General features: G+C 47.8%; 12 protein-coding genes. 10 read left to right on the plus strand and 2 right to left on the minus strand.

The window, feature by feature from the left end:
- The first annotated feature begins 37 nt into the window (after positions 1–37).
- From ACFYU8_RS02390 to cdaS, 8 genes are all read left to right on the plus strand, one after another.
- Complete coding sequence (locus tag ACFYU8_RS02390) at positions 38–892, plus strand: DMT family transporter (protein WP_390296185.1); 855 nt, start codon at positions 38–40, stop codon at positions 890–892.
- 101 nt (positions 893–993) lie between these two features.
- A complete protein-coding gene (locus tag ACFYU8_RS02395) occupies positions 994–1,878 on the plus strand; it encodes a YitT family protein (RefSeq protein ID WP_390296183.1) in 885 nt (294 codons plus the stop codon).
- Positions 1,879–2,029: 151 nt separating this feature from the next.
- Positions 2,030–2,812 (plus strand): IclR family transcriptional regulator, encoded by a 783-nt coding sequence (locus ACFYU8_RS02400; RefSeq protein WP_390296181.1) that lies wholly within the window; start codon positions 2,030–2,032, stop codon positions 2,810–2,812.
- Positions 2,813–2,824: 12 nt separating this feature from the next.
- Positions 2,825–3,472, plus strand: a complete 648-nt coding sequence (gene pcp, locus ACFYU8_RS02405; RefSeq protein ID WP_390296179.1) for a pyroglutamyl-peptidase I — start codon at positions 2,825–2,827, stop codon at positions 3,470–3,472.
- A 16-nt stretch (positions 3,473–3,488) separates the two neighbouring features.
- Positions 3,489–4,214, plus strand: a complete 726-nt coding sequence (gene pxpB, locus ACFYU8_RS02410) for a 5-oxoprolinase subunit PxpB (protein ID WP_390296177.1) — start codon at positions 3,489–3,491, stop codon at positions 4,212–4,214.
- Positions 4,211–5,218: a 5-oxoprolinase subunit C family protein gene (locus ACFYU8_RS02415; protein ID WP_390296175.1), complete on the plus strand. Its 1,008-nt coding sequence runs from the start codon at positions 4,211–4,213 to the stop codon at positions 5,216–5,218. The genes pxpB and ACFYU8_RS02415 overlap by 4 nt, the downstream gene beginning before the upstream one ends.
- Positions 5,219–5,221: 3 nt before the next feature.
- Positions 5,222–5,986, plus strand: a complete 765-nt coding sequence (locus ACFYU8_RS02420) for a LamB/YcsF family protein (protein WP_390296173.1) — start codon at positions 5,222–5,224, stop codon at positions 5,984–5,986.
- 363 nt (positions 5,987–6,349) lie between these two features.
- On the plus strand, positions 6,350–6,964 hold the full coding sequence (gene cdaS, locus ACFYU8_RS02425) for a sporulation-specific diadenylate cyclase CdaS (RefSeq protein WP_390296171.1): 615 nt from the start codon (positions 6,350–6,352) through the stop codon (positions 6,962–6,964).
- Between the two features lie 105 nt (positions 6,965–7,069).
- On the opposite strand, the gene ACFYU8_RS02430 is transcribed toward cdaS, so the two are convergent.
- Positions 7,070–8,296 carry an aminopeptidase gene (locus ACFYU8_RS02430; RefSeq protein ID WP_390296169.1) on the minus strand — a complete coding sequence of 409 codons (1,227 nt, stop codon included), beginning with the start codon at positions 8,294–8,296 and terminating at the stop codon, positions 7,070–7,072.
- Between the two features lie 246 nt (positions 8,297–8,542).
- Between ACFYU8_RS02430 and pepF the strand changes: the two genes are divergently transcribed.
- Both pepF and ACFYU8_RS02440 read left to right on the plus strand, forming a co-directional pair.
- Positions 8,543–10,342 carry an oligoendopeptidase F gene (pepF, locus tag ACFYU8_RS02435; RefSeq protein WP_390296167.1) on the plus strand — a complete coding sequence of 600 codons (1,800 nt, stop codon included), beginning with the start codon at positions 8,543–8,545 and terminating at the stop codon, positions 10,340–10,342.
- An 83-nt stretch (positions 10,343–10,425) separates the two neighbouring features.
- The gene (locus tag ACFYU8_RS02440) at positions 10,426–10,755 is read left to right on the plus strand and encodes an MGMT family protein (RefSeq protein WP_390296165.1); all 330 of its coding nucleotides are present in this window, start codon (positions 10,426–10,428) and stop codon (positions 10,753–10,755) included.
- On the opposite strand, the gene ACFYU8_RS02445 is transcribed toward ACFYU8_RS02440, so the two are convergent.
- On the minus strand, positions 10,752–11,111 hold the full coding sequence (locus ACFYU8_RS02445; RefSeq protein WP_390296163.1) for a Lin0512 family protein: 360 nt from the start codon (positions 11,109–11,111) through the stop codon (positions 10,752–10,754). The genes ACFYU8_RS02440 and ACFYU8_RS02445 overlap by 4 nt on opposite strands.
- Between the last annotated feature and the right edge of the window lie 106 nt (positions 11,112–11,217).

The raw sequence follows: 11,217 nt of genomic DNA on the forward strand, positions 1-11,217 counted from the left end.
TTGGTTGTATTTGTACAACAAGAGAGAAGGGGCACACATGCTATCGATTTCGATTCTGCTCGTACTATCGTCTGGCCTTGCGCACGCAGTCTGGAACCTGTTCACGAAAAAAAGTGAGAACAAAATGGCGTTTCTTTGGTTGATTACATTGCCAACAACCGTGATTCTCTTGCCAGTTCTCATTTGGGAATTGATGCACGTACAACTGACATGGTCCTTGGTACTTTTTCTGTCTATGTCCTTTTTCTTTCAAGGATGCTATACCTTGTTGATTTCAAAGGCGTATACATACGGGGATATCTCACAGGTATACCCCATCATGAGGGGGACGGGGACGCTTCTCATTCCGTTTTTTAGTGCGATCTTCTTTCAAGAGTATTTATCTGTACCGGGATGGCTGGGTGTCATTTGCATCGTGATCGGAGTTTTCGCCATTAGTGGGATGATTGGCACTGGACGCAAGGCTCAACCTGTGAATCCGCTTGCCCTGCGATACGCATTTGCGGTTGGACTATGTATTACAGGGTACACGTTAACTGACAAGCAAATCGTGCAACAATTTTCTCCATTCGCTTTATTGGAAATAACCAACTTTGCGTGTTTGATTGTCGCCGGGGGCTTCGTTTGGAAGAAAGGACTCATTCGTCGTGAGTGGCAAAAAAACTGGAAAACGATTGTACTTGGTTCCGTTCTTTCACCAGGCTCGTACTTGTTGTTCTTGTTTGCCATGACTTTGGCACCACTTGCAGCTATTGCACCTATTCGTGAGGTAAGTACGGTTTTTGGTACGCTGCTCGGGGTGTTCCTGCTAAAGGAGCGACAACGCTTATGGCGTCTGTCCATGTCTTTGATGATCACAATTGGCATTATATCTATTGCTGTTTGGGGCTAATGGATGTTCAAGAGTCAGCTGGGAGAAATCCTGGCTGGCTATTTTTTTTCATACCAGGGAAAGATGAGGTGGTAAGAAAAAAACGGCTAAGGATGATCAAAATGGATGCAAAAGCTGTTGCACCGATCACTCATAAGCGGAAGAAAAAAAGCAGAATCGCACTGAGAGCTCTCGGAATTATTATTGGAGCCTTGTTGGTGGCAGTTGGACTGGAAATCTTTCTGGTTCCAAACAACATCATTGACGGTGGAGTAACCGGCGTTTCCATTATGGTCTCAAAGCTGACCGGAGGCCCACTCGGCTTATTTTTATTCCTGTTGAATCTTCCTTTTTTACTCATTGGCTACAAGCAAATTGGCAAGACATTTGCCATCTCCACGCTGTTCGGTGTGGTCGTGATGTCGTTGGGGACGAGCTATCTCCATCATGTCCCTAGCTTGACGGACGATTTGCTCCTTTCGGCTGTTTTTGGGGGGATCACCATCGGCATTGGTGTGGGCCTCGTCATTCGCGCAGGCGGCTCCTTGGATGGGACAGAGATTGTAGCGATCCTGATGACGAGGAAAAGTCCGTTTTCGGTCGGCGAATTGGTCATGTTTTTTAACATCTTTATTTTAGGCAGTGCCGGCTTTATTTTTGGGTGGGACCGGGCGATGTACTCGTTAATTGCTTACTACATCGCTTATAAAATGATTGATATTACCATGGTCGGACTCGAGCAATCAAGATCAGTATGGATTATCAGTGATTATCCTGACGAAATTGGCGATGCGTTAACGGCGAGATTGGGGCGGGGAATTACCTATTTAAATGGGGAAGGTGGCTACTCCGGAGACGTCAAAAAAGTCATCTTCTGTGTCATTACTCGGCTGGAAGAAGCAAAGCTGAAATCCATCGTGGAGGAAATCGATTCCTCAGCATTTTTGGCAATTGGCCATATTCACGATGTTTCTGGTGGGCGGTTCAAGAAAAAGAATATTCATTAGCCAACGAGTTGGCCCCCTTTTCCAGTAGGTTGAACGGCGAGAAGGGGGTTAAAAATGTATTGACCGTGATGACAGAATTATTTTACGATTATCTTATACCATAATACAAAATGCCATTCCGTATTTTGGGACGATAAAGTGGTGATGAAAAATGGAAAAAACAGCAAACCGAAGTGTGTTGAAAACACTGGAGTTTTTAGAGTACTTCATTGGTAACACTGAATTGAGTTTGGCGGAACTCGTGGAATTGTCACAGATGCCGAAAAGCACGGTATTTCGGATCATCCAGACCCTTGAAATGCGTGGTTTCGTCTCCAAAACAACGAACCATCAACCGCCCAAGTACCAACTGGGCTTGAAGCTGCTCGAGTTTGGAAACATCGTGGCACAGCGATTGGAGATCAGAAAAATTGCGCTTCCGTACATGCTGCAATTACGTGATAGTGTCGAGGAAGCCGTCAATCTGATTATTCGCGATCAAGATGAAGGAGTTTATATTGAAAAAGTGGATACACGTGGGTACGTGCGGGTATACACCCAGGTAGGGAGAAGGGCGCCGCTGTATGCTGGAGCGTGCCCGCGCATATTGTTATCGTTCATGCCGGATGACGAAATTACCGCTTTCTTGAATCGGGTTGAATGGAAAAAAATCGCTCCGGGTACCAATACGGATGAGCAAGTGCTGTGGAAAAGGATACACGATGCGCGTGAGAGTGGTTACACCGTGAGCTATGGTGAACTGGAGCCGGATTCTGCAGCCTTGGCAGTCCCCATTCGTGATTTTACAGGGCAAGTTATTGCTGGCTTGAGCTTAGCTGGTGCCACATCGCGATTTACGGAAGAGCGTTTGGAACATTTGGTCCAGGAGACAAAAGCAGCTGCGAAAAGCATCATGAGCCAGCTAGGATATACGGAATCAATCACAGGTAAATAGGAGGAGTACGACATGAAGACGATTTTGGTAACAGGTTTTGATCCGTTTGGCGGTGAGTCCGTCAATCCAGCATGGGAATCGGTAAAAGAGCTAGGAAAGATCGAGTCAGCGCATTATCAAGTGGAGCTACGTCAACTTCCTACTGTTTTTGATAAGTCGATCGACCAGCTTTATGCAGCGATTGAGGAAACGAAGCCGGACATCGTGCTTTGTATCGGACAAGCAGGTGGACGTGTCGATATTGCCGTGGAGCGCGTCGCTATTAATGTGAACGATGCTCGTATTCCAGACAATGAAGGAAATCAACCCATTGATACGCCGATTCAGGAAAATGGACCTGTTGCGTACTGGTCTACCTTGCCTATCAAGGCCATTGCTCATGAATTAAGAAAACAAGGGGTACCTGCATCCGTTTCACAAACGGCCGGAACGTATGTGTGCAATCATCTTTTTTATGGATTGATGCACTATCTAGCCGAACATCACGCATCAACACGTGGGGGATTCATCCATATTCCATATTTGCCTGAGCAGGCAGCAAGGCAGGCAGGAGAGCCAAGCATGGCGCTGGAAACGATTGTAAAAGGGTTGCAAATCGCAATTGAGGCAACGATTTCGCATGAGCAGGATATGGTTGTGGGTGGCGGACAAATCAGTTGATCAAGAGGGGAAACGAATGAGGAACTACTACGAATTTTCTCCACTTGGCGATTCGGGTGTCATTGTCAAGCTAGGGGATGTGATTGATCTAAAGACACATGAGATTGTCGTTAAGTTCACGAATTTTCTTCAGGAGAATCCTTTTCCGGGAATAATGGAGATCGTCCCCGGTTTTACCACCGTTACAGTCTATTATGATCCGATCATTCTCGCACAGCAGTCACACCACGACCTAATGCCTTACGAGAGCGTCCTCGCAACCCTTGACCAAATGTTCCAAGAGCTCATTGTCACACGCAAGGCGGAGCATAGTCTTGTTGAGATTCCGGTTTGCTATGGTGGAAGCTTTGGACCGGATTTGGACATCGTCGCGCAACAGAACAGTCTCACACAAGAGGAAGTCATTGCGATCCATTCATCGACTGATTATTTGGTCTACATGATTGGCTTTGCTCCCGGTTTTCCGTATCTCGGAGGAATGGACGAACGATTGGCGACGCCACGACGCTCTTCACCGCGTCTGTCGATTCCGAAAGGCAGTGTAGGAATTGGTGGCTCGCAAACGGGTATATACTCAATCGAGACTCCGGGTGGCTGGCAAATTATCGGAAGAACACCGCTGAGTCTATTCCAACCAAGCGAGAGTCAGCCAAGTCTTTTGTGTGCCGGAAACAAAGTTCGCTTTCGTCCTATCTCCGAGCAGGAGTATGAGTATGAGGTTGGGAAGAAGGTGTTTCCATGAGCATAGAGGTTGTATCGCCAGGGCTATGTACAACCGTGCAAGATATGGGCAGGTACGGATATCAACGGCACGGCGTCAATGTCGGTGGCGCGATGGACACACTCGCCCTACAGATGGCCAATATGCTGGTAGGCAATTATCGAGATGATGCCGTTCTAGAGCTGACGATAAAGGGTCCGACACTCTTGTTTCAAAAGGACATGCTGATTTCAATCTGTGGTGGCGATCTCAGTCCGACGATCAACAAGAAACCAGTCAAGTCCAATCGAGCTGTCTGGGTAAGGTGCGGTAGCATTTTGCAGTTCAGCCATGCGAAACAAGGCTGTCGTGCCTATCTCGCTGTTGCTGGTGGATGGGATGTGCCAATCGTGATGGGTAGCCGCAGCACGAACCTGCGTGCGGGATTTGGGGGATTGGCGGGAAGAATGCTGCAAGCAGGTGATAGACTCGATCACAACCCGCAAAGTTCATTCAGTTCGTATCTCGCAAAGCGATTGGAACAAAAAGCGAGAGTTGATGCTTTTTCTTATACGGATTGGTTTATTCCTTCCAGTTATTTTGCGCATAGTCGGGAAAGGGTAGTTCGTGTCATTCGCGGGGATCAGTTCGATGACTTCACAGCAGAAAGCCGTAAAAGCTTTTTCGAACAGGCTTTTCAAGTATCTCCCCAATCAGATCGGATGGGGTATCGCTTGGCGGGACCTACTCTTGCCCTCACGTCTTCACTTGAGTTGATTTCTTCTGCTGTTACCATGGGAACGATTCAGGTTCCCCCAGACGGTCAGCCGATTATCCTGATGGCAGACAGACAAACAATCGGCGGATACCCCAAGATCGGTTATGTCGCGACTGTGGATTTACCGATCATCGCTCAATTGCGACCGGGAGAAACGATGCTTTTTCAAGAGATTTCTCTTCATGATGCGCAACGGGCGCTGTATGAACGCGAACGGACCATGGATGAGATCAAGTTGGGGATGGAACTGACTGTGGGGTGGAGGTAGAAAATGAAGAATGTAGATCTAAACTGTGATATGGGAGAGAGCTTTGGCGCGTACCGGTTTGGGAATGACCAAGCCATCCTTCGCTATGTTAGCTCGGCAAATGTTGCTTGTGGTTTCCATGCAGGAGACCCGGGAACGATGAGAAAAACGGTGAAAATGGCGATGGAGGCAGGTGTGGCAATCGGTGCCCATCCTGGATTCGCTGATTTGGTTGGCTTCGGACGCCGCAACATGGAGATTTCCCCTGAAGAGGCGTACGATTTAGTTGTGTACCAAATCGGCGCCCTGCAAGCGTTTGTACGGGCAGAAGGCGGCATCATGCATCATGTGAAGCCACATGGCGCCTTGTACAATATGGCTGCCACAAAACCCGCTCTGGCTGAATCGATCGCGTTGGCCATCTACAAAGTAAATCCGGAACTGGTTTTATATGGCTTGGCGGGAAGTGAGTTGACGCGTGCAGGGGAAAAAATCGGTCTTGCTACGGCGCACGAAGTGTTTGCCGACCGTACGTATCAGCAGGATGGTACGCTGACATCGCGCAGTCAGCCGAATGCGATCATTACGGATCAACAGCAGTCCCTCCAACAAGTCATTCGTATGGTGAGGGAAGGACTCGTCCTGACCCAGCAAGGCGTGGATATCCCGATTCAGGCCGATTCGATTTGTATTCATGGCGACGGTGTCCATGCGTTGGAATTCGCACAAAGCATCCGAACTGCTTTGTTGGAAGCCGGCATTACAATAGCAGCGCGATTTGCTCGATAGGCATCTATCGAGCTTTTTTGTTTCCGCCTTGGGAGTCTGGTATAATACGACACTTCGCTTTCTTCTCCACAGAAGGAAGAGCAAGAACAACAGCGGGATATAGCTATAAATGAGAAAGCGAGGCTGACATTCGTAACGCATAGATGACCCGGTCAATCCTTTCTGTAGACAGAAACAATGGGAACCGTGATCCTCGTCAAGAAGGGGGGAATGTTTAAAATCATTCGAGTCTCGTGCGATGGAAAGAAACTCGTTCCGTTTGAAGTGGAATTATCATCTAGGAAATCGAATGATTTCCTATGGGGAGGGGAACAATCAAACAAAGAACGAAGCGTGAAGAGAAATCGAAATTGAGGGGTTCATATGGTGGAAGTTAACTGTGATACGTCATCGCTAAAGGCTGAATTACTGCAAGAGCTAAGGGGAATATCCGTTACGTTAGATGAGAGCATCCATGCATTAAAAAGCGAAAACGATTGCCTGCTCGGGACGTTTGATCATATACGCACCAAGTTTAGCCGACTCGAAACAGTAGCAGCCTCGTTTTATTTGCAATGCTATCTGTCTCCCTATACGGAAAAATATCTGGATTTGTCCATGGCTGTGCAGCACTTGTCCAAAAGGCGTCAAGGCGCATTGATTGTCATTGAGCGCGAGGACCCGCTTGATCTACTGCTTCAAGCAGGCATACCGATTGGGGCAACGATGAGCCATTCCTTGCTGGAGTCAATCTTTTATCCAGGAAGCCCATTGCATGATGGGGCAGTTCTGATTCGGGAAAATTATATCATTTCCGCAGCCAATGTCCTGCCATTATCACAGGTTGTGGTAGGGGAAAAAAAGCTGGGAACCAGACATCGTGCTGCATTGGGCATGAGTGAAAAAAGTGATGCACTGATCGTCGTTGTTTCCGAGGAAACGGGGAAAGCGTCCTTTGCCATGCAGGGACATTTGTATCCGATTATTTCACCTTCATGAAAGCGCTCTGCGAGAAGACCATGCAACAGGGAACAAAAACGAGGCTGGATTTGTCATGGTGATGACAGAAATCCAGCCTCTCGCTATGTCTCTTTCAAGTTAGATTCAAGCCCAATTTCCATTGCGGAATAGTGGTTCGCGCTTGCCGTCCGCTGTTTCTCCATCAATGCTCATCTCGGCGGAGCCGATCATGAAATCGACGTGAGTGAGGCTGATATTGATACCGCGGCTAGCCAGTTCCTCATTGGTCATGTCAGCGCCACCTTCAATATTCACGCTATAAGCGTTCCCAATCGCCAAGTGGTTGGAAGCATTCTCATCAAACAGCGTGTTATAGAAAATGATATCGGATTGTGAAATGGGGGACAGATGAGGAACCAAGGCGATTTCCCCCAAATAATGCGAGCCTTCATCTGTTTCAATTAATTGCTTCAGGGACTCTTCTCCCTTTTCAGCCGTTGCCGAGACAATTCGTCCTTTTTCAAATGTCAGGGTAAAGTTCTCGATCAAATTCCCATGATAGCTCAAAGGCTTGGTGCTGCGAACGGTTCCGTTGACTCCTTCTTTTAACGGTGCGGTAAAGACTTCTTCTGTCGGCATGTTGGCCATGAAGGAGACCCCGTCTTTATTTACGCTACCGCCACCAATCCATATGTGATTGGCAGGCAGCTCAATCGTCAAATTGGTGCCGGGAGCTTCGTAATGCAGGTAACGGTATTGTTTGGCGTTGAGCTGATCCACCTTGCTGTTCAGTGTCGCGTGATGGTCATGCCAAGCTTGGACAGGGTCATCCATATCTGCGCGAGTGGCACGGAAGATCGCATCCCACAGGGCAGGCTCCTGTTCCTCTTGTGGCAAATGCGGGAAGACCATTGCGGCCCATGCAGGTGATGGAACGGCAAGCACGCACCAGCTCACTTTATCGGACATGGTATAGCTGCGGAATTTATGAAGAGCTTGTCCAGCTGTTTTGTTGGCAGTAGAAATGCGGTCAAGACTTACACCCTTCAGCAAATCGGGATTCGCTGAAGAGATGTAGAGAAACGCCGCGCCATTTTCCGCCATTTCCTCTAATCCCTGTACCTTCCATTGCGGGTATTCACGAAACGCTTCCTCAGGAGCCAAATCATATTTCATCCGTGTGAGTTCATCGTCGTTCCATTCAATATGTACGTGCTTGGCACCTGCTTCATACGCTTTTTTGGCTACCTTTCTCACAAAAGGAGCAGTAGATAGCGGAGCTGTTACGACTAACGTTTGCATAGGCTGTACATTCACGCCGACTTTCACAGCGAGATCAGCGTAGCGGTCAAACAAGGTTTCAAAAGACATAGTTCATTTCCTCCTTTTAAGAACAAAAGGCTTATTTGCACTCTATCTATTTTACCTTCCCCTCCGAAATCACCTGCTTATGATTTGAAAGAATTTCCTAGGAAAGCGCAGAAAAAGACAGATTACGGCCTAATTCGAGCAAGTTATCCACTTGTTTATTTTGGTTAATTGTAGGAAAATTCAAATGAAAAGGCAATTTTATTACATAAAAATATTTTATTGGCAGAATTAAAGGAGGCAGTCAGAGTGAAGACAAGACAGACACGTGATCAAGTCGCTGTCGAGAATACGTGGAACCTGAACGATCTGTTTGAGAGTCAGGAAGCGTGGGAGCAAGAATTAGCAGAAATTTTACAGCATCTGCCTGTCGTCACTGCATTCAAAGGTCAGCTGCATACGAGTGGAGAGACGTTGTTAGCATGCTTGGAGGCAAACGAGGCGATCAATGTTCGGGCGAATATCGCAGCGACGTATGCCAGACTGCGGTCATCTGAAGACGGAACGAATCCACAAAACCAAGCAAACTCTGCACGGGTAGGGGATGTTGTGTCCCAGCTGAACGCTGCACTTTCTTTTATACCTTCCGAGATTTTGGCTTTGCCTGAAGGAAAAATCGAGAGCTTCTTGGAGGAAGAACCAGGACTCGAAATATTCCGCAAAAGCCTGAATGATTTACTGGAAACAAAACCGTACCGTCTGTCGGCCGAGACGGAAGAAGCGTTTGCTGCGATGGGCGAGGTTTTCTCTGCACCATACAACATTTACGCACGCGGAAAGCTGTCGGACATGTCATTTGCACCTGTTAACGATGGCACAGGGAGTGAGCGTCCAGTATCCTTTGCGCTGTTTGAGACCGATTATGAAATGTCGTCCGATACGGAGCTGCGCCGTGCTTCGTACGAATCTTTCTCGAAGACACTCGCTTCTTACCAAAACTCCTTCGCTGCGGTATACGCGACAGAGGTGAAAAAACAAACCGTCATGTCTCGTCTGCGTGGCTATGAAACCGTAACGGACATGCTGCTGAAGCCACAGCAAGTTACACTGGATATGTACCACAACATTCTGGATATCATCGGGAATGAACTCGCTCCACACATGAGACGCTATGCGAAGCTCAAAGCGAAAGAGCTCGGTCTGGAAAAATTGGCCTTTTGTGATTTGAAGGCGCCGCTTGATCCTGATTTTAGCCCGCCGATTACGATTGAAGAAGCTGGTCAAAAGATACTGGCTTCCTTGCAAGTGATGGGACCAGAATATACAGCCATAATGGAAAAAGCACTGAAGGAACGCTGGATCGACTACGTAGATAACGTGGGCAAATCGACAGGTGCTTTCTGCTCAACGACATACAGCAAGCACTCTTACATTCTCATTACGTGGTCGGGAAATATGCGCAGTGCTTTCACACTGGCTCATGAGCTGGGGCATTGCGGACATTTTATGCTGGCGACAAGAGAGCAAAGCTTTACGAACTCTCGTCCATCCCTGTACTTTATCGAAGCGCCTTCCACACTCAATGAGCTTTTGCTCGCGCAGCACATCGTGGAGCAATCCGACGATCCTCGTCTGAAGCGTTGGGTCATTTTGCAATTGATGAATACGTACTACCACAACTTTGTCACGCATCTGCTAGAAGCGAGAATGCAACGTAAAGTGTACGAAGCAGCGCAAAATGACGTACCATTGACTGCCAAACAGCTCGCAGAATGGAAAGGGCAAGTGCTCGCAGACTTCTGGGGTGATGCAGTTGATCTGGACGCTGCAGCGAGTCTTACATGGATGCGCCAACCGCACTATTACATGGGGCTGTATCCGTACACATACGCAGCCGGTTTGACCGCTTCTACAGCAATGGCAGCGAGCATCAAGCAAGAGGGGCAACCTGCCGTTGATCGTTGGATCGAGGTGCTCAAAGCCGGAGGGACACTGACGCCACTGGAACTGATGAAAAAAGCAGGAGTGGATATGTCAGATCCGCAGCCAATCCGTGAGGCTGTCGCATACGTCGGCAGTCTGGTTGACGAGCTGGAAAGACTTTTTTAACCTGAAATAAAGAAGAAAAGGCTTGTGATCGCGAGGAACGACACAAGCCTTTTGATTTGATCAAGGACGAAGGAGCAGCCATCATGACCGAATTTACGCAGCGCGCACTTAAAATCATTGCCGGGATTCCAGCAGGCCAAGTCATGAGCTACGGGCAGATTGCTGCGTTGGCCGGTAGTCCAAGGGCTGCCAGACAAATCGTTCGCATCCTTCATTCCATGTCCAAAAAGCACAAGCTTCCTTGGCATCGGGTCATCAACGCCCAAGGAAAGATTGGATTGCAAGATTTGGATTCGTTCACGCTGCAAAAAATGGCTTTGGAAAGCGAAGGGGTAGTAGTGTCAGCAGCAGGTGAAATAGAGTTGGAGCGTTATCAGTTTCACCCACATACAGCTGATGAGCCGGTATTCTAGTAACCTACCTCTACGGAAGCGATGACGATATAGGCAAGGTCGTTCTTGTCTTCTTTTTCAGCGATTACGACTCCACTGCTCGTCAGCATGCCGCCATCGACGATTTCGAAGGTGACTTCCCCGTAAGGCAGTGCTTTACGAACCGTTTCCAAGTCGAGCTCGTCCTTGTCAGCAGGAACGGCAAGTCTCACATTTACTTTCATGTTATGGATATCGTTTCCTGGCAGGACTGAACGCAGTCCAGGCATCGAATTATGATGGATAGCATTTTGAACAGCGCGGACTGCGGCTTTGGTGACGTTTTGTCCATGCATGTCAATACCCATTCCTATTTCAATAAACATTACTTTTTCCATCGGTTTGTTCACTCCTGTTTCATTCTACTTTTCTACCATCCTTATCTTACCACGAAAACGAATGGTTTTTTCTCTCATCTGTATTGTGTTTATCGTCAAGACATGT

It is taken from the genome of Brevibacillus sp. NPDC003359, assembly GCF_042878995.1.
In the GTDB taxonomy this organism is placed as follows: Bacteria; Bacillota; Bacilli; order Brevibacillales; family Brevibacillaceae; genus Brevibacillus.

What these genes read in the sequence shown, in the direction of transcription:
- ACFYU8_RS02400 (WP_390296181.1), top strand. Translation starts at nt 2,030, where the DNA reads ATGGAAAAAACAGCAAACCGAAGTGTGTTGAAAACACTGGAGTTTTTA.
- pcp (WP_390296179.1), top strand. Translation starts at nt 2,825, where the DNA reads ATGAAGACGATTTTGGTAACAGGTTTTGATCCGTTTGGCGGTGAGTCC.
- ACFYU8_RS02395 (WP_390296183.1), top strand. Translation starts at nt 994, where the DNA reads ATGGATGCAAAAGCTGTTGCACCGATCACTCATAAGCGGAAGAAAAAA.
- cdaS (WP_390296171.1), top strand. Translation starts at nt 6,350, where the DNA reads ATGGTGGAAGTTAACTGTGATACGTCATCGCTAAAGGCTGAATTACTG.
- ACFYU8_RS02390 (WP_390296185.1), top strand. Translation starts at nt 38, where the DNA reads ATGCTATCGATTTCGATTCTGCTCGTACTATCGTCTGGCCTTGCGCAC.
- ACFYU8_RS02415 (WP_390296175.1), top strand. Translation starts at nt 4,211, where the DNA reads ATGAGCATAGAGGTTGTATCGCCAGGGCTATGTACAACCGTGCAAGAT.
- ACFYU8_RS02445 (WP_390296163.1), bottom strand. Translation starts at nt 11,111, where the DNA reads ATGGAAAAAGTAATGTTTATTGAAATAGGAATGGGTATTGACATGCAT.
- ACFYU8_RS02430 (WP_390296169.1), bottom strand. Translation starts at nt 8,296, where the DNA reads ATGTCTTTTGAAACCTTGTTTGACCGCTACGCTGATCTCGCTGTGAAA.
- ACFYU8_RS02420 (WP_390296173.1), top strand. Translation starts at nt 5,222, where the DNA reads ATGAAGAATGTAGATCTAAACTGTGATATGGGAGAGAGCTTTGGCGCG.
- pxpB (WP_390296177.1), top strand. Translation starts at nt 3,489, where the DNA reads ATGAGGAACTACTACGAATTTTCTCCACTTGGCGATTCGGGTGTCATT.
- ACFYU8_RS02440 (WP_390296165.1), top strand. Translation starts at nt 10,426, where the DNA reads ATGACCGAATTTACGCAGCGCGCACTTAAAATCATTGCCGGGATTCCA.